Below are 17,514 nucleotides of genomic sequence, written 5' to 3'. Positions count from 1 at the left end.
CCATGCTCCACTTCTTCTGCCCAGGGTGCTGGAGCGACTTCACCGAAGATCACCCCCAGTGCCCGAAGTGCGGCCTGCGCATCCACGACCTCATGAGGTCCACCGACTTCGTCGGCAAGCTGATCCTGGCGCTCCACCACCCCGAGCAGGGCACGGCCATTCGGGCGGCCTGGATACTCGGCAAGCTCCGCACGCCCCGCGCCGTGGAGCCGCTGCGCGAGTTGCTCGCTACGACCCGGGACGTCTACATTGCCACGGCAGCGGCGTCGGCCCTCGGCCGCATCGGAACCCCAGAGGCCCGGCAAGTCCTGCACGCCTGCGCCAACTATCCTGCCCTGATGGTGCGCGAAGAGGTCCAGAGGGGCCTGGCGCACGCCGCCCTTGAGGAGCAGGGGCAATGACGCACGCCAAGGAACAAACGGCGGCCCCCGGAACGCACCCAGAGACGGCGGCGCGGCGCCCCCCTCCCCTCCCCACGGCCAGGGTCTACGAGGAGTGGCCCTTCGACGCGGCAGAGGCGAAACGGCGCCAAGCCGAGACGGCCTCCGCGTTGCGAATCCCGGTGCAGAAGGCCATCCGCCTGGGCCAAGGCGTTGCGATCCGGATGGTCCTCATCCCCGCCGGAGAATTCGAGATGGGCAGCCCGCCGTGGGAACATGACCGTGGAGGCGACGAACCGCTGCATCGCGTTCGCATCACCAGGCCCTTCTACCTCGGCAGGCACCCCGTAACCCAGGAGCAGTGGCAGTGCGTCGTGGGGAGCAACCCGAGCTGGTTCAAAGGCGACAAGCATCCCGTCGAGCAGATCTCCTGGGAGGATTGCCAGGCCTTTGTGGAGAAGGCCAATCAGTGCACCGGCAAAGAGCTCTTTGCACTGCCCACGGAGGCCCAGTGGGAGTACGCCTGCCGCGCCGGGAAAAGCGGCCGGTTCGACTTCGGCGACTCCCCGGCGAGCCTCGACAAGTGCGCGTGGTATAGTTCCGGCTTGCACGACGCGACTCATCCCGTCGGGGCAACGCCCCCCAACGCCTGGGGCCTCTACGACATGACCGACCACGTGGGCGAATGGTGCGCCGACTGGTACGGCGAAGCCTACTACGAGTGTTCCCCCCAGGACGACCCCGGAGGCCCCGAGGCGGGACGGTGCCGCGTGCTGCGCGGCGGCTTCTGGTATCCGATCCCCAGGATCACCCGCTTCGCCTGCCGCCGCTCCGCCCGACCGACCTACCGCTGCTATGACGTCGGGTTCCGTGTCGCCGCATCCATCGGGGGAAACCCTGGAGCTGTTGGGGCGGAGACCCCCAAGTCCCCATGCGGCGACCCCGCCCCCGCCCGCCATGTTCCAAGCCAACCGAAAGGAGAGTCAAATGAGTAGGTCGATCGCAGCCGTCCGCGCGCTGGAGGTCCTTGATTCCCGCGGCAACCCCACTGTGCGGGTCCACGTGGTGCTGGATGACGGCCTCACGGCCTCCGCGTCCGTGCCGTCCGGCGCCTCGACCGGCGAGAACGAGGCCCTGGAGCTTCGCGACGGCGACAAGAAGCGATACGCCGGCAAGGGCGTGCTGAGGGCCGTGGAGAACGTCAACCGGCTCATCGCTCCGAAGCTCGTGGGCATGGAGCCGCACCGCCAGGCGGAGATTGACCGCCTGATGATTGGCCTGGACGGAACGCCGACGAAGAGCCAACTGGGCGCGAATGCCATTCTCGGCGTCTCCATGGCGGTGGCTCGTGCGGCGGCGATGAACGCCGGCCTGCCTCTTTACGCGTACTTGGGCGGAGCGGGCGCCGTGCGGTTGCCCGTGCCCATGATGAACATCCTGAACGGGGGGAAGCACGCGGACAACAGCGTGGACCTTCAGGAGTTCATGGTGATGCCGGTCGGCGCACCCTCGTTCGCCGAGGCGCTGCGGTACGGGGCAGAAACCTTTCACGCCCTCAAGAGGATTCTGGCCAAGAAGGGCTACGCCACAAGCGTGGGCGACGAGGGCGGGTTCGCGCCCAACCTCAAGAGCAACGAGGAGGCGTGCGAGGTCATCCTCGAGGCTATCCGAGCGGCCGGCTACACGCCCGGCGTGGACGTGGCCCTCGCGCTCGACCCCGCAGCGAGTTCCTTCTACGAGGATGGCTGCTACAACCTCGCCAAGTCGCGCCAGGGGAAGAAGACCAGCGCCGAGATGACGGCACTCTACCAGACCTGGGTGGAGAAGTACCCCATCGTCTCCATTGAGGATGGTCTGGCGGAGAACGACTGGGACGGCTTCAAGGCGCATACCGCGGCCCTCGGCGCCAGGATTCAGATCGTCGGCGACGATATCTACGTCACCAACACCCGCTTCATCGAGCGCGGCATCCGCGAGGGGACCACCAACGCCGTCCTCATCAAGCTCAATCAGATCGGCACCGTCACCGAGACGATGGCGGCGATTGGCCTGTGCCGCCGCGCGGGTTGGGGCTATGTCATTTCGCACCGTTCCGGCGAAACCGAGGACACCTTCCTCGCCGACTTCGCCGTCGCCATGGGCGGCGGGCAGATCAAGACCGGCTCCGCGTGCCGCAGCGAGCGCATCGCAAAGTACAACCGCCTTCTGGAGATCGAGGCCGAACTGGGCGAATCGAGCGTGTTCGGGAATCCGTTGCCGCGGTCGTGAGGCTCACGGCCAACCGCGCGGCCATCCTGAACCGACCGTGGCTCTCACGGCCCCCGCCGAACCGGCGTTCCAGAGCTGCCGATGCCAGGGCTCCAGGGGCCAGCCGCCTCGCGGGCACGACCGCACGGGAGCAAGACAGGGCAAAGACCATGGTGCCCACCACACAAGACGAACCGGCTTCACTCCGAGGCGAGGCCATCAGCCCCGGCGTTGCCGCGGGGCCTCTGGTCCTCCTCGTCGGACCCGCGGAACCCCCGGCCGCGCGGGACGACGTGAGCAGCGACTCTACGCCGGCCGAAGAAATCCGGCGGTTCCGCCAGAGCATGTCGTCCCTGGTCCAGGACTTGGAGCGGACCGTCGAGAGTCTGGAGGCGGAATCCCATTCCTCGGAGGCGGACATCATCCGCGCCCACGCCGCGATTCTGAATGACCCTGAGTTCCACCACCAGGTCCAGGCGGCCATTCAGGAGGCCCGGCTGGTGGCCGAAGCAGCCGTAGAGCGCGTGATGAGACAGATTGCAGCGGTCCTCCGCTCCTCAGAGAGTTCCGTTCTGGCTGAGCGAGCAAGCGATCTTCGCGACTTGACGGAGCAGATGAGAGCCAAGCTGTCCCTCCACCCGGCTCGCCAGGTGCCTCCCGAGGCGGCCGGCGCGGTCCTGGCGATCCCGGAACTGTTGCCCTCCGTGGTCCTCCAGGGCCATCGCCTTGGGGTTCGAGCCTTTCTCGTGGAGCGTGGGACCGCCCTGTCGCACGCAGCGATCCTGGCCAGGTCCTTCGGCATTCCCACCCTTCGCGTGCCCAGTGTGGAAGCGCTGCGCCCGCGCGATGGGCAGCCCGTGCTCGTGGACGGTGAGGCCGGAGAGCTGCTGCTCAGGCCAACGGAGGAGGAACGCCTCCATCGCCTCCGGGCTCCCGACAAGGGGAAGGCCAGGCAACCAGCGAAGAAGCTCCCGGCCCGCCTCTGGGTGAGCATCACCGACCCGGTTCAACTGGAGGCTCTGGACTGGGAGGGAGTCGAGGGGGTCGGCCTCTACCGCACCGAGACACTGTTCATGCAGGAGGCCGACGATTTCCCCAGCGAGGACGACCAGTTCCGAGTCTACGGGCGAGTGTGTGAACTCGCCGGCGGGCGCCCCGTGACGATCCGCACGGTGGACATCGGCGCCGACAAGCCGGTTCCTTACCTCTCCCTTGGACCGCAGGACAACCCGTACCTCGGAATGCGCGCCCACAGGCTGTTCCGCTTTCACCCTGAGCTCCTCATCACCCAGATCCGGGCGATCCTGCGGGCCGCGCACGGCCATCCCGCCGTTCGCGTCATGTACCCCATGATCGAGTCCGTTGACCAGTGGCTGTTCATACGGGAACTCGTGAACCAGGCCATCCAATCCCTCCGCAAGGATGGCCTCCCGTTCTCGGACCACTTCGAACAATGCCTCCTCGTCGAAACACCCGCCGCCGTGTGGGATTTCGCCCGGCTGCTCCGGGAGTTCGACTATGCCAGCGTTGGCACGAACGACCTCGTTCAGTTCCTCTTCGCGGTGGAGCGAAACAACGTCAACCTCACGGACCTCTACCAGCCGGAGCATCCCGTCTTCCTCAGAATCCTCCGGACGCTGGCCCAGGAGGCCCAGCGTGCGGGCAAACCCCTGGCCGTGTGCGGCGAGATGGCGGGCGATCCCTGTCTGGCCGGCGTCTTGGCCGGCCTGGGCGTGACCGACTTGAGCGTGTCGCCCGGGTCGCTCGGGGACGTGCGGGCCCGCCTCGGGGCCGCGACGCCGAGCGGGTGCCTGGGACTGGCGACTGCCTGCCTGGCGGCGGCGACAGCCCGGGAGGTGCGCGCGGTGCTGGGCAAGGTGGCAGCGGGCGCCGCCGGGCTCGACCTGCGCGCGGAGGCCCATGCCGTGGACCCCGTCTGTGGCATGGTGGTTCACACGCGGGGAAACCCGATGACCTTCGTGGACGAGGGCGTGCGGTACTACTTCTGCTCGCGCATCCACATGCTCAGGTTCATGGACAAGATTGGCGGCGAGCCCCATGTCTGAGACAACGGACGCCCTCAGCGAGAACCGCCAACGGCGCCTGCCGCGTGCGCGTGCGTTCGGAGACGAGCCGCTCGGCGAGACGTCGCGGAAGACTGTGGTCAGATTGCGTCGGGATGCGACCTTCGGCTGGTCGCCCCAAGGTCCCCAGGTCTAGGAGAGCGTTCACCATGCAGGAACTGTTCGCCCAGGCGGCCATCTGGCTGTTCCTGGCTGTCTTCTCCGCTGTCTTGGCCAATCACCTGAAGGTCTCCGTGGCCCTGATGGAAATCTGCGTCGGCGTGGCCGCCGCGGCCGTCACCTCCTACTATTGGGGCACGAACGCCCTGGGGAACGGCGCGGAATGGCTCAAGTTCGTGGCGGCCTCCGGCGCGGTGCTCCTGACGTTCCTGGCGGGCGCGGAGCTGGAGCCGGCCGTGATGAAGGCCAAGGTCAAGGAGGTCTCGGTGGTGGGCCTGGTCGGCTTCCTGGCTCCGTTCCTCGGCTGCGCCGCCGTGGCCCGGTTTGCCCTGGGGTGGGACGCCCGCGCCAGCCTGCTCGCGGGCATCGCCCTCTCGACCACTTCGATGGCGGTCGTCTACGCCGTGATGCTGGAGACGGGCCTCAACCGCACCGAGTTCGGCAAGGGGATTCTCGGGGCGTGCTTCGTCAACGACCTGGGGACCGTGATCGCCCTGGGGCTGATCTTCGCGCCGTTCACCCGCCGAACGGCCGTCTTCGTGGGAGTCTGCATTGCCGCATTCTTCGCGCTGCCGTTCGTCACCACCTGGCTGACGAAGCGCTATGCCTACCGCACGGCGGCAATCCGCACGAAGTGGATCGTCTTCGTGCTCTTCGCCTTGGGCGGCCTCGCCCTGTGGTCCGGTAGCGAGGCGGTGCTCCCTGCCTATATCGCCGGGATGGTGCTCGCCGAGTTCACGGGCACGGACCCCCACTTCATGCGCCGCCTGCGCACGCTGACAGTGGGCTTCCTCACGCCGTTCTACTTCCTGCGGGCCGGTTCGCTGGTGATGCTGCCGGCCCTCGCGGCCGCGCCCCTGGCGTTCCTGGCGCTCTTTGCTGGGAAGACCGCCTCCAAGGTCTTCGGCCTCTACCCGTTCATCGCCCCCTTCCGCAAGGACCACTCCGAGCGCTGGTACTACACGCTGATGATGTCCACGGGGCTGACGTTCGGCACGATCTCCGCCCTCTACGGGCTCACGCACGGCATCGTGACCCAGGCGCAGTACTCGTTCCTGGTCGCCGCCGTGATCGCCAGCGCGGTGATCCCCACCCTGGTGGCCAACGCCGCATTCCTGCCGAAGCACCTGCTCCCGCTGCCGGGGGCGGCGCCGGCCGCTGAGCCCCTCCCGGAGCGTGCCGCTCATGCTCCCAAGGAGGAAGAGGACCTGAGCGAGGAGTGAGCCTGCCATGTCGAGCGAACCCCGCGAAGCGGCCTGGAACGAGGATGCCGTGTCGCTTCGCATCACTGTGTCGCAGACCGCGAAGTCCGGGCATCGGCCCGTGCATGAAGCCCTGGTCGAGGAAGCCCGGAAGAGGGGGCTTGCGGGAGCTACCGTTCTCCGCAGCGAGGCGGGCTCCCACGCCGAGGGCGAAGGCGCCAGGCCCAGGAAGGCGCCTCTCTCGGAAGGTTTGCCGCTGCTGGTGGAGATCGTGGACCTGCCCGAGCGTATCGGAGCTTTCCTTCGGGACATGTATGAGCAGGGCCTGCTCGCCCAGGGAAGGATTGCGGTGCGCAAGGTGCCGCGTGTCTGTCCCGGCGCGCGGGTCCACGCGCGCCGCAGGTTGGTGGGGTTGTCCATATGAGCGAGCTTCACCTGCGCGGGATCCTGACATCTCTGGCACTCCTGGATGAGACCCTGTGCGCCTTCGAGCGCTGGGCCTCGGGCAGCGAGGACCACGGCGTGCTCTATCACGAGCGGAACCCCCTGCTGCCTCGCGAGCGCGAGGCGATCCGCTCCCTGGCTGGTCAGATCCGCGAGGAGCTTGGGGAGATCCGCGCCAGGCTAGGTCTCGAGCCCAAAGTGCAGGACCTGGCCAGCAACATCTGGGGGTGGTGTTGCACCCTGATGGAGCCGCTTCAGGAGCTTGAGGGCCGCTACCTGCGCCGCTACGGCGAGCCGCCCGCCGAACTGGTGCGGTACATGGACCCCAAAGTGGCCAGACTCTGCGAACTCTTGGGGGCCATCCAGCGGGTCGCCTCCGCGGCAAGGAACCGGCCGACGACTCCCGACTATCCGAGAACCGGAGCAGGAGCCAGTGCGGGCGGCGCGGCCTTGCACCGCGCAGCGCGGGATGAGGATACCGCACCCACAGATGGAGCGCATCCCCGTGTCCGAACGAAGGGCACGAAGAAAGGATAAGGCCGAGCGGCGTGAGGAGGCGCTGCGGCCCAGCCGTTGCCTCGGCTACGACCGCGATGCCTTGGGCGTCCACCTCGCTGCGTGCCAGGCCTATGATCTGGCGGAGGCCCAGCTTCGCCGCGCCATCTGGCTCAACCCCTTCGAGCCACGCTTCAAGGAGCACCTCGCCTGCTGCCTCTACAAGCAGGAGAGGTATCGAGAAGCCAAGGAGTGCATTCTGAGAGCTCTGGAGCAGAAAGAAGACAAGGGGTTCCGACGCACATTGGAACTGATCGAACAGAGGCTGGTTGCCGAATCACAGGGGGAATCTCATGGACGCAAGGAGTGAGGAGGGGGCGGCTCGGCGGTCCGCCGCCGGCCGATGGCTGAATCGCAATGTCTTCGCCTTCGGTCTGACGAGCTTCTTGAGCGACTTCTGCCACGAGATGGCGACTGCCGTGCTGCCGCAGTTCATGCAGGCGATCGGGGCCTCCGCAGCAGCTTTGGGGTCCATCGAGGGGGTGGCGGATGCCGTCTCGAGCTTCGTGAAGCTGGGTGCCGGCTACCACAGCGATCGGATCGGCCACCGCAAGGTCTGGACGGTCATCGGGTATGTTCTGACGGGTGTCTCCAAGGCCGTCTTTGCGCTGGCGTTCGCCTGGCCGCTGATCCTGGTGGGGCGAGTGGTCGGCTGGCTGGGCCGGGGCATTCGCGGACCGCTGCGGGACGCCATGCTCGCGGAGTCCGTCGCACCCCAGGATCGTGGCAAGGCATTCGGGTTCCACAGGGCTGGGGACACAGCGGGGGCCGTGGCCGGCCCGCTGGCTGCCTTCGGGCTCTTGAGCTTGCTGAGCGCCCACCCGGCGTGGGTCCGCGCCGTCAACTCCTGGCTGCCTGAAGGCGCCGCCGACGCCGGCGGGGCATTCAGGGTGATCTTCCTCATTACGCTGGTCCCCGGCCTGCTTTCGGTGGCCACCATGGCCTTCCTGGTGACCGAGAAGCGGCGTCAGCCGAACCCCCACATCACGTTCTGGGGCACGCTGAAGGGGCTGCCGCGCGAGTACCGCGTCTTCCTCGTCGCGGTCGGGCTGTTCGGTATCGCGGACTTCGCGCCGACTCTGATGATCCTGCGGGCCGCCACCTCCCTGGAGCCGAGCATGGGGCTTCTGGAAGCGTCGCGCATGGCGGCGCTCCTCTACACGCTCCGCAATGTCGTCTATGCGGCCGCCTCGTTTCCCATCGGCGCGCTGAGCCATCGGTTCTCGCTCACGCGCTACCTGGCCGTCGGCTACGCCGTGGCCGTGATCACGTTCCTGGGTTTCGCTCTGGCCGTACCGAGCCTCTGGTGGTTCTCCCTTCTGTTCGTGCTGGCGGGCGTCTTCATCGCCTGGGAAGACACCATTGAGGCCGTGGCCGTGCGGGACTACGTGGGCGCCGATGTGGCGGGCACGGCGTTCGGCTTGCTGGGGGTCGTCAACGGCATCGGTGATTTCGCGTCGAGCGTGATCGTGGGGCTTCTCTGGGTGGCGTTCGGCCCGGTTCATGCGTTCGCCTACTCCGCCGTTGTGGGCGCGGCCGGGGCCGTTGCAATGGCCTTGATACGCAGTCGAGGGGCGCACCGTGCCTGAGAGGCTGGTCCTCGCTACCCACCAACCGGCGGCTCCCCCCAGGAGCCGGTCCGATGACCTCGGTACCGGCCCGGCCGGGCGCAGGCCGAGCGGGGTGCCCTCCTGCGGCCGGGAGGTGATGGTCTTCCCCGTCGAGGGGCCGGAGGACCTGCCGGGGGTTCATCCGACCCTCATCGGCTCGGCCCTGCGGCCGGGCGAGCGGCTTCATTGCCTCCTCTATGCCCCCATCTGGGACGGCGAGGGGGCGCCGTTCGGGTTCCACGGAGAGCCGGGCTCTCACGCTGTGGCCGTGACCGACGACCGCCTTCTTGTTTCCCGCGATGCCCACCGGAAGCGACTCGCGCCTTCGCTCCAAGTCATTCCGTTTGCGAACGTGCTGAGCGTGGAGTTCGGGGGCTCGCTCCTGCCGGGCTGGTTTGTCGTTCGTTACTCCGACGGCGCAAGGGTGGCTGCGGCGACGATCCTTTACGAGGCCACATACGGCGTCGAGCACTTTGGGGCGCTGGTGCGCGGGTACCGAGCAGCCGCCCGGCCTGTCCGCCGACCGCCCGTGCCCTCGCCGCTTGCTTGGCCCGAGTTGTGGCGGCGTGTGGCTCCCCGGCAGGCCGGGCGGCTGCGCCCTGTCCTCGTCGAAGGAGAGTCCCTTGTCGCCTACGCCTGTTCGGCGCAGACCTGGGGGACTCGGTCGTCGCTCTGGGGAAAAGCTCCCGTCTGTGTGGCGGAGGAGGGTGCCCTCGTCGTGACCGACCGCGGGGTCGTGCACGTCGTCAACGAGCCCGATCTGCGGCCAGGCATCTGGTCTTACGGGATCAACGTGTGCTGTATCCCCCATGAAGCGTTGCGATCCTGCCGCGTCGTTGAGCAGGTTTGCGCCGGCGTGCCCCTTCAGCACCTGCGCCTGGGTCTTGCCAGAGGCCAGGCCGCTTGGGATATGGACATCCCGGTCGGCGATTTGAGCGCCAGGGTCGCAGACTGCCTGGGTCGCATGCTGGAGGATGCGGGGTAGCCATGGGCAGTGAGGCTGTGTCGCCGGAGGCATCCCGAGCGGTGCTCAAGGCATCGGAGTCTGATACGAGCCCCGACGTGGAGAAGCTGCGCGCCTACACGCGCGCCAAGCACGCCCTGGCGGGCCACATCCGCGCGCTCCACGGCCTTCTCCGGCAGGGCGCGAGCGAGACGCGGGCTGAGCAATGCCGCGAGCTGATGGCCAAGCTGGCCGAGGACCGTTTCACCCTGGCCGTGCTCGGCGAGTTCAAGCGCGGCAAGAGCTCCCTGATGAACGCCATCATCGGGCGCGATCTCCTGCCCACGGGCGTCCTGCCCGTCACGTCGGCGATCACGGTGCTGAAGTTCGGCTCGAGGGAACGGCTGGTCGTCCACAACGCCGGCTCCGCATTCCCGAGGGAATACCCTGTCTCGGACCTATCCGCGTTCGTGACCGAGCGGGGCAACCCCAGCAACGAGAAGGCAGTGAGCACGGCCTGCCTGGAGCTTCCCCACCCCTTCCTGCGGCGGGGCCTGGAGTTCGTGGACACCCCCGGCGTCGGCTCCTCCATCGAGGCGAACACGACGACCACCTACAGCTTCCTGCCCCAGTGCGACGCCGCGCTCTTCGTCACCAGCGTGGAAGCCGCGCTCACCGCCTCCGAGATCGAGTTCCTCCAACGGATACGCGAGCACGCCCGCAAACTTTTCTTCGTGGTCAACAAGGTTGACCTCGTGGGTGACCGCGAGCGCCAGGAGGTGCTCGGCTTCACCGCCGCCGCCCTCAAGCAGCATCTCGGGGCCGATGCCGTTCGCCTCTTCCCCGTCTCCTCGCGCCTCGGCCTTGCCAGCCGGCTGGCCGGCGATGGTGAAGGCTATGCTCGCAGCGGCGTCAAGGACCTCGAGGCGGCGCTGGTGGACTTCCTGTCGAATGAGAAAGCAGCGACTTTCCTGGAGTCTCTCACTGCCCGCGCGCTCCGGCTCCTGGACGAGGAGGTGCAGGAAATCCGCCTCCATCACAAGGCGAGAGCTGCCTCGGATGACGTTGTGCGGGCAAGGCAGGAGCAACTCCGCCAGCGCTGGCGGGAACATGCCCAGGAGCGGCATGAGCTCATCCAGCGTATGGGCCAGCACCTGATGCGCTGGGCGGCCGACGCCGTGGCGCCCGACAACTGCGCGTTCCTTGAGGCCGCAAGGGCGCAAGCCGCGGTGCACGTCGAAGCCGCGATCAAGGAGGGACGCTGGCGGACCGCCCGGCGTGTGGCCAGGGCCCTCGCGCGCCGCGTCGCCGAGGACCTTCGCGCGCGTGGAGAGCCATGGGCCGCTGCCCAGCAGCAGAGGCTCAGCGGCATGTTCCCCCAGGCCGCGAGCGAGCACTGGGCGCGCGTCACGCGGAATCTGGGCGCCATTTCTGCCATTGCCGCGGAGGTAATGGACGTTCCCGCCCCGCAGGGTGCTCCGGCGGGCGGCCCCGGCAACCTGGATGTGACCGTGAGAGTCCCCAACCCATTCGCGGCAGGTGCCGCTTGGGCCCCGCGCGTTCCGTTCTGGTCCGCTCTCCTGCCGGCAAGGGTCGTCCGAGGGCCGCTGACAGGCCACCTTGATGGCGAGTGTGGCCGGTTCCTCGAATCGTGCTCGGCTACGCTTCAGGAGGCCGTGGCCAGTGGCATCGCCGAAGCCGTGCGGGGCCTCGGCGACCTGGCGGGCGCCTGGGCCGCCGAGGCCGAGGCCCACATCCTCGAGGCCATCGCAGGGAAGAACTGGCGCGAGAGCCGCAACCGTGAGGCCGCCGTGGGCGACGCGGAGGCCGCGCTGAATTCCCTTCGCACCCAGCTCCTCGGCATGCGCCCCGAGGTCGTACCCTCGCAGCCTTCGGCGCCCACCCTGGGACCAGCCCCAGCCGTGGACACCAGCGCCCCAGCCTCGCCACCGGCCGATGAGCTGCCCGCGGTGCGGCCGCCCGAGCCTCGGATCGCCAAGGCCATTCGCACCCGCGGCTGCCCGGTCTGCCAGCACATGACTCAGACGGCCTTCGACTTCCTGGCGAGCTGGCAGCACCGCCTCGCTCAGGACGAAGCCGCGCAGCAGCAGTTCGCCGCCGGGCTCGGCTTCTGCGCTCCCCACACCTGGCAACTCGAGGCGATGGCTTCGCCCCACGGCCTCTCCCTCGGCTACACGAGACTCGTCCAGCGGCTCTCTCAGGAACTGCCCAAGGCCGCCGTACAATCCGAGGCCGGTCAGGCGGTCCGAGCGCTGATGAGCAACCCCGGCGGCTGCCGCGTGTGCCAGCTCGCGCGTGAGAGCGAGCGAGTCTCCATCGAGCGCCTCGCCAGCTTCCTGAACGACGAGGAGGGGCAGCGGGCCTATGCCAAGTCCCAGGGCGTCTGCCTGCGCCACCTCGTCCACCTCGTTGAGAAGGTGCAGCGCCAGAAGATCGCGCAGGCCGTGATTCATCAGGCCGCCCGCCGATTCCAGGAGGCGGCCGAAGACATGCAGAACTACGCCATGAAGCACGAGGGCCTCCGCAGGCACCTCCAGCACGACGACGAATCGGACGCCTACCTCCGCGCGATCATCCACATTGCCGGGGAGAAGAATCTCTACCTCCCCTGGGAGGCGTCGGACGACGCATAGCGTCTCGTCGCACGCGACCCTCACGTGAGGTCAGCTACACTATGGCCAAGCACAAGGAAAAGCATCTCCCCTATCACATCGTTCTGGAGGCCCTCCGGCAGGCCGCCGGCTGCCCGTTGTGCTCCATCGAGGTCGAGGGCACGAAGCGCTACCTGGATGGGCTTCTCTACGAGTCGGTCAACGACCCCGGCGTGCGGCGTAGCCTGAGAGCGTCCAGGGGCTACTGCCCCCGTCACGCCCACACCCTGGCCGGCTTCAAGAGCGGCCTCGGCACGGCCATCCTCTATCGGGACCAGGTCGAGCTGTTCCTCGATTTCCTCAAGGCCCTTCGGCAGCCGGGCCTGCGCCGCCTGCGGCCGTCCGCCACCGCCGCGTGGTCGAAGCGCGCCCAATGTCCCGCTTGTCACCTCGAGGCCGAGAGCCGGGAACGCCACGCTGCCATCCTGATCGAGGGCCTTGCGGACGACGAGGAGATGCGGGCCGCCTTCGACGCCTGTCCCGGCCTGTGCGTGCCGCACTTCCTCTTCGTCTACGACCGGATTGGGGACTCAGGCACCCGAGGCTATCTGTGGGAGGTGCAGCAGCGCAAGCTCGCGGCGCTTCAGGGAGAGCTGGACGACTTCATCGCCCGCCACGACTACCGTCGGATCAAGGACGGGTTTGGCGAGGTGGGCGACTCGTGGGTCCGCGCCCTGCAGCTCATGGCTGGTCAAGAAGGTGGACAGGGCCCGTAGCGCCCCGAGGCTGCCGACTGCGCACGTCATCCACTCGGTATCACTTGGCTTTCACAATGAGGCAGTCGAACAGGCTGCGCCCAAGCCCGTAGGTGGAACTCTGGCGCACGTGGATAGTGTGGCCGCCTACAGACACCACGGCCTGGCGCGCAAGCCGCAACCCCAGGTCCGGCTGGGCCTCGAGGGCCCGCACGAGCCCTTCGTCGCGCGCGAGAACCATCACGCGGCCGTCGGCGGCATCCACGATCCAGGCAGGGACGACCTGCGTAGGGTCGAAGGTTTGTGGCGGAGCGACGCCGGCGGCGGTGGCTCGAGCCTCCAGGCGCACCATTCGCGCCCGTGCCTCCGCCTGCGAGGTGCCCAGCGCGGCCGTCACCACGTCCAGGAGACGGATCCGCAGGCCATCCAACGTGGACGCTTCGAAGACTCGCTGAGCGACCGTTTCTGCCTGGAGGACGCGCGCCAGCGCGGAGATTTCGCGCAGGTAGGCGCCACGTTGAGAGTCCGGGACGTAGTAGAGCAGCACGACACGCACGGGGACCCCATCCGCTGTCCCATAGGGGATTCCCACGGGGCTCCACCCCACGCAGCAGATGAGATCTCCGTCCTGCGGCACGCGAGCATGCGGCACCGCCCAGCCCTGAACCAGGCAGGTGTTGGCCTGCGCCTCGCGCGCAAGAACGGCTTCCACCAGCCGAAGGCCGGGCGGCACGGAGGGCACGGCCTCGATCATGGTCGCGAGCAGGGTCAGGGCTTTCTCCTTGTCGTTCTCCGGCAGCTCGATCAGCCGGCCCTCCTCGATGGCCTGGAGCAGCGCTCTCATGCTCAATCAACCCCGTATTTCCTGTGGAACCACGTCTTCACGAGATGGGTGAGGACAGAATAGGCCAGCAGGAATCCCGCCAGCCAGAACCAGTAATCGGCGGGCAGCGGGACGAACCCAAGGTACCGGGCGACGGGAGAGTAGGGCAGCCAGATGGCCACGCCAATCGCAATCAGAGTGGTCAGGACAAGGCCGGCGCTCGGCCGGCTCTGGAGGAAGGGGATCTTGCGTGTTCGGATGATGTGCACGATGAGCGTCTGCGTGAGCAGCGACTCGACGAACCACCCGGTATGAAAGAGTTGTTCGTAGTACTCCTTCACGTGGGCAGCGGTGTCCGGCGCAGAGAATCGGTGGCAGGAGAACACCCACAGCATGAGGGCGTACGTGGCGTAATCGAAAATGGAGCTGATGGGCCCGATGAAGACCATGAAGCGTTTGATGTTTGCGATGTTCCATTGGCGCGGCTTGCGCAGCAATTCCTCGTCCACCTGGTCGGTGGGGATGCCCACTTGCGAGAAGTCATACAGGAGGTTGTTCGTGAGGATCTGAATCGGGGCCATGGGCAGAAAAGGCAGAAACGATGCCGCGCCCACCACGCTGAACATGTTGCCGAAATTGGAACTGGCGCCCATGCGGATGTACTTGATGATGTTGCTGAAGACCCGGCGCCCCTCGATGATCCCATCCTCGAGGACCGTGAGGCTCTTCTCCAGAAGCACCACGTCGGAGGCCTCCTTGGCCACATCCACGCCGGTATCCACCGAAATCCCGACGTCGGCGGTCTTCAGCGACGGCGCGTCGTTGATGCCGTCGCCGAGATACCCCACCACATGCCCACGGCTTCGCAGGGCGCCGATCAGTTCCTCCTTCTGCAGGGGGGTGAGGCGGGCGAATACATCCGTGTGATCGGCGAGCTCGCCCAACTGCTCTTTGGACAGGCCGCCGATCTCATCGCCCGTCACGACCCGCTCCACGTTCAGGCCCATGTCGCCGCAGACTTTCCGCGCGACCAGCGCGTTGTCGCCGGTCAGCACTTTCACCCGCACGCCGGCGTCCCGCAGCTCGGCGATGGCCTGACCCGCCGTGTCCTTTGGAGGGTCGAAAAAGGCGATATAGCCCAGCAGGACGAGTTCCGCCTCGTCGGCCACGCTGAACTGCGACTTGTCGCGGGGAAACTCGCGGTACGCCACGGCCAGCACGCGGAACCCGTCGCGGCCCAACGCCTGGGCCTCCTCGAGCACGTCGTAACGGATGGCGTCAATCAGCGGATACACCTCGTCTTCCACTTGGTACCGCGAGCAGACCTTCAGCACGTCCTCCACCGCCCCCTTGCAGATGAGGACCAGGTCGCCCTCGTACTCTATCGTCACCGACATGCGGCGGCGTAGGAAATCGTAGGGAATCTCGTCCGCCTTCCGGCACGACCGCTCCACATCAAGATCGGTATGATCAAGCACCGCCCTGTCGAGCACATTCCGCAACCCCGTCTGATAATAGCTGTTCAGGTACGCATACCGCAACACGTCATCGCTCGGCCGGCCGGTCACGTCCAGGTGCTTCTCCAGCACCACGCGGTCCTGGGTGAGGGTTCCCGTCTTGTCCGTGCACAGGATGTCTATCGCCCCAAGGTTCTGAATGGACGATAGGTGTTTGACGACCACCTTCTTCCTTGCCAAGGCCAGAGCGCCCTTAGAGAGGTTCACGGTGGCAATCATGGGCAGCATCTCCGGCGTCAACCCCACGGCCACCGCGAGCCCGAAGAGCAAGGCCTCTACCCAATTGCCCTTGGTCAGACCGATGATCAGGAACACCGCACACACCATCACCAACATGAACCGAACCATCAGCCAGGTGAACTGCTTGACCCCCTTGTCGAAGCTCGTCTCCGTTTCGGCCTCTGCCAGTCTGGACGAGATGCCTCCGAAGAGCGTGCGATTGCCCGTGTTGACCACGACTCCTAGGCCCGAACCGCTCACGACGCTGCTGCCCAGGAAGACCGCCGACCCCATGCCCAGCACGTCGCGGCCCCCTGCGCTGCACTCCGCCGCCGTTTTTTCCACCGGCATCGACTCCCCGGTGAGCGCCGATTGCGCCACGAACAGGTCCTTCGCCCGCACCACACGCAAGTCAGCCGGAATCAACGCCCCTGCATCCAGGACCACCAGGTCCCCCGGCACCACATCAGCAAGCGGGACCTCCTCCTCCTTGCCCTCCCGAACCACCGTGGCGCGGCTGTGGATCATTGCCTTGAGTTCTTCCACGGCCCGCGCCGAGCGTGTCTCCTGGAAATACGACAGCCCCACGCTCAGGAACACCATCCCACTGACCACAACCGTGGCCTTCACATCCCCCATCAGGAACGACACGATGGCGATCACCAGCAACGGCACGACGAGGGGATTGCGGAAGCGCCGCAACACCTCCACAACCACCCCACCGCGTCTCCTGGTGGTGATCGCGTTGGCACCAACCTCCGCACGGCGGGCCGCAACCGCGGCCCCGTCCAGGCCGCGCCACGACGTCCCCAATCGGCGCAGGGCGTCCTCGGGCGACAGGGCGCACACCTCGGCCAGGCGGCGCTGCTCCTCGCCGGCCATGCCCTGCGCCGCCCGGGCCTCTCGCCGGACCATGCCGGGTGCTACTCTGGCAAATAGCGACCTGAGCATCGCACAGACCCTTTGGCGGGGAGACCGTGACAGCTTGGGAGCCGGCCACTGGCCTGCGACCGGGACTCACTGTGGCTGAAACACAGTATAGGCCGATGGCCGTGGCCTTTCAAGCGCCTTTCTCTGCATCGCGCAGGCTTCTGGCCCGAGCCCCACTGGCCCCACAGGGTTGAAACCGCCACGACATCCTGCTATCCTGCAACCCAGTCGTTGCGCCACTGGCACCCAGCTTGGAGCCGACAAGTGACACGGATGATCCTCGTCAGACACGGCCAGACGGAATGGAACCGGGTGGAACGCTTCCGCGGGCGGGCCGACGTGCCGCTGAACGATGCCGGCCTCGCTCAGGCCGAGGCGACCGGGCGGCGCGTCGCCGCCGAGTGGCGGCCCGCCGCCGTCTACTCCAGCCCCTTGAGCCGGGCGCTGAAGACCGCCGAGGCCATCGCCAGGCACTTCGGCTTGCCCATCCAGCCTCATTCTGGCCTCTTGGACATCCATTACGGCGACTGGCAGGGTCTGACGCCGGACGAGGTCCGCCAGCGCTGGCCGGAGATTGCCCGCCACTGGTATGAGGCGCCGCATCGGGCCCGAATCCCTGGCGGCGAGACACTCGACGACCTGCGCTCCCGCGGCCTGGCCACCGTCAGGGAACTGGCCGCCTGCCACGACGGGGCAACCATCGTGCTCGTCGGCCACACGGTCATCAACCGCATCCTCCTGCTGGCGGTGATGGGGCTGGGCAACGACCGCTTCTGGCGACTTCGGCAGGACACCTGTGCCATCAACGTCTTCGAGGCCGAAGGCGACGACTTTACCGTTGTGTCGCTCAACGACACCTGCCACCTCCGCACGGAGGCCCCGCCTGCGCCATAGGGGAGTCCTCGTGGGCGGCCTCGCCGGTGTCAGCGCGGCGGAGGCGAGGCGCGGCGGCGCAGTTCCACATGGGCTTCCGCACGGGCTCTAGGAGCCTGTCCAAGAATCCGCGTGGGACTGCGACGCCCGCGATTCTGGCC

Annotated in this window: 15 protein-coding genes; 13 read left to right on the top strand and 2 right to left on the bottom strand. The window is 67.4% G+C overall.

The features are described 5' to 3' along the window. The first annotated feature begins 2 nt into the window (after positions 1 to 2). The 12 genes from PLE19_14220 to PLE19_14165 all read left to right on the top strand — a co-directional run bounded on the left by PLE19_14220 (position 3) and on the right by PLE19_14165 (position 13,012). Positions 3 to 401: a HEAT repeat domain-containing protein gene (locus PLE19_14220; GenBank protein HPD16106.1), complete on the top strand. Its 399-nt coding sequence runs from the start codon at positions 3 to 5 to the stop codon at positions 399 to 401. Then, complete coding sequence (locus PLE19_14215; GenBank protein ID HPD16105.1) at positions 398 to 1,375, top strand: formylglycine-generating enzyme family protein; 978 nt, start codon at positions 398 to 400, stop codon at positions 1,373 to 1,375. Before PLE19_14220 ends, PLE19_14215 begins: the two co-directional genes overlap by 4 nt. Then, the gene (eno, locus tag PLE19_14210; protein ID HPD16104.1) at positions 1,368 to 2,648 is read left to right on the top strand and encodes a phosphopyruvate hydratase; all 1,281 of its coding nucleotides are present in this window, start codon (positions 1,368 to 1,370) and stop codon (positions 2,646 to 2,648) included. Before PLE19_14215 ends, eno begins: the two co-directional genes overlap by 8 nt. 149 nt (positions 2,649 to 2,797) lie before the next feature. Continuing rightward, the gene (ptsP, locus tag PLE19_14205) at positions 2,798 to 4,693 is read left to right on the top strand and encodes a phosphoenolpyruvate--protein phosphotransferase (GenBank protein ID HPD16103.1); all 1,896 of its coding nucleotides are present in this window, start codon (positions 2,798 to 2,800) and stop codon (positions 4,691 to 4,693) included. Between the two features lie 167 nt (positions 4,694 to 4,860). Further along, on the top strand, positions 4,861 to 6,093 hold the full coding sequence (locus PLE19_14200; GenBank protein ID HPD16102.1) for a cation:proton antiporter: 1,233 nt from the start codon (positions 4,861 to 4,863) through the stop codon (positions 6,091 to 6,093). Positions 6,094 to 6,142: 49 nt separating this feature from the next. Beyond that, complete coding sequence (locus PLE19_14195) at positions 6,143 to 6,496, top strand: DUF190 domain-containing protein (GenBank protein HPD16101.1); 354 nt, start codon at positions 6,143 to 6,145, stop codon at positions 6,494 to 6,496. Beyond that, on the top strand, positions 6,493 to 7,053 hold the full coding sequence (locus PLE19_14190; GenBank protein ID HPD16100.1) for a hypothetical protein: 561 nt from the start codon (positions 6,493 to 6,495) through the stop codon (positions 7,051 to 7,053). The genes PLE19_14195 and PLE19_14190 overlap by 4 nt, the downstream gene beginning before the upstream one ends. Then, a complete protein-coding gene (locus tag PLE19_14185) occupies positions 7,022 to 7,381 on the top strand; it encodes a hypothetical protein (protein ID HPD16099.1) in 360 nt (119 codons plus the stop codon). Before PLE19_14190 ends, PLE19_14185 begins: the two co-directional genes overlap by 32 nt. Before the next feature lie 76 nt (positions 7,382 to 7,457). After that, positions 7,458 to 8,660: an MFS transporter gene (locus tag PLE19_14180; protein ID HPD16098.1), complete on the top strand. Its 1,203-nt coding sequence runs from the start codon at positions 7,458 to 7,460 to the stop codon at positions 8,658 to 8,660. Positions 8,661 to 8,754: 94 nt separating this feature from the next. Continuing rightward, the gene (locus PLE19_14175) at positions 8,755 to 9,666 is read left to right on the top strand and encodes a hypothetical protein (protein ID HPD16097.1); all 912 of its coding nucleotides are present in this window, start codon (positions 8,755 to 8,757) and stop codon (positions 9,664 to 9,666) included. 2 nt (positions 9,667 to 9,668) lie between these two features. Continuing rightward, complete coding sequence (locus tag PLE19_14170; GenBank protein ID HPD16096.1) at positions 9,669 to 12,278, top strand: dynamin family protein; 2,610 nt, start codon at positions 9,669 to 9,671, stop codon at positions 12,276 to 12,278. A gap of 41 nt (positions 12,279 to 12,319) precedes the next feature. Continuing rightward, positions 12,320 to 13,012, top strand: a complete 693-nt coding sequence (locus PLE19_14165) for a DUF6062 family protein (protein ID HPD16095.1) — start codon at positions 12,320 to 12,322, stop codon at positions 13,010 to 13,012. A 40-nt stretch (positions 13,013 to 13,052) separates the two neighbouring features. Here PLE19_14165 and PLE19_14160 read toward each other — a convergent pair whose 3' ends face one another. Together PLE19_14160 and mgtA are read right to left on the bottom strand one after the other, a co-directional pair. Beyond that, positions 13,053 to 13,835, bottom strand: a complete 783-nt coding sequence (locus PLE19_14160) for a PTS sugar transporter subunit IIA (protein HPD16094.1) — start codon at positions 13,833 to 13,835, stop codon at positions 13,053 to 13,055. Between the two features lie 2 nt (positions 13,836 to 13,837). Continuing rightward, entirely contained in the window at positions 13,838 to 16,465 is a 2,628-nt protein-coding gene (gene mgtA, locus PLE19_14155) for a magnesium-translocating P-type ATPase (protein HPD16093.1), read from the bottom strand. A gap of 288 nt (positions 16,466 to 16,753) precedes the next feature. Here mgtA and PLE19_14150 point away from each other — a divergent pair, with 288 nt between their 5' ends. Continuing rightward, a complete protein-coding gene (locus PLE19_14150) occupies positions 16,754 to 17,374 on the top strand; it encodes a histidine phosphatase family protein (GenBank protein HPD16092.1) in 621 nt (206 codons plus the stop codon). Positions 17,375 to 17,514: the final 140 nt, after the last annotated feature.

It is taken from the genome of Planctomycetota bacterium, from assembly GCA_035384565.1.
Classification (GTDB): domain Bacteria; phylum Planctomycetota; class PUPC01; order DSUN01; family DSUN01; genus DAOOIT01.
This window is presented reverse-complemented; position numbering and strand designations above follow the sequence as displayed.

Coding starts and splice junctions, on each gene's coding strand:
- PLE19_14190 (HPD16100.1), top strand. CDS start 6,493: ATGAGCGAGCTTCACCTGCGCGGGATCCTGACATCTCTGGCACTCCTG.
- PLE19_14150 (HPD16092.1), top strand. CDS start 16,754: ATGATCCTCGTCAGACACGGCCAGACGGAATGGAACCGGGTGGAACGC.
- PLE19_14160 (HPD16094.1), bottom strand. CDS start 13,835: ATGAGAGCGCTGCTCCAGGCCATCGAGGAGGGCCGGCTGATCGAGCTG.
- PLE19_14215 (HPD16105.1), top strand. CDS start 398: ATGACGCACGCCAAGGAACAAACGGCGGCCCCCGGAACGCACCCAGAG.
- PLE19_14200 (HPD16102.1), top strand. CDS start 4,861: ATGCAGGAACTGTTCGCCCAGGCGGCCATCTGGCTGTTCCTGGCTGTC.
- PLE19_14220 (HPD16106.1), top strand. CDS start 3: ATGCTCCACTTCTTCTGCCCAGGGTGCTGGAGCGACTTCACCGAAGAT.
- ptsP (HPD16103.1), top strand. CDS start 2,798: ATGGTGCCCACCACACAAGACGAACCGGCTTCACTCCGAGGCGAGGCC.
- PLE19_14170 (HPD16096.1), top strand. CDS start 9,669: ATGGGCAGTGAGGCTGTGTCGCCGGAGGCATCCCGAGCGGTGCTCAAG.
- eno (HPD16104.1), top strand. CDS start 1,368: ATGAGTAGGTCGATCGCAGCCGTCCGCGCGCTGGAGGTCCTTGATTCC.
- PLE19_14165 (HPD16095.1), top strand. CDS start 12,320: ATGGCCAAGCACAAGGAAAAGCATCTCCCCTATCACATCGTTCTGGAG.
- mgtA (HPD16093.1), bottom strand. CDS start 16,465: ATGGTCCGGCGAGAGGCCCGGGCGGCGCAGGGCATGGCCGGCGAGGAG.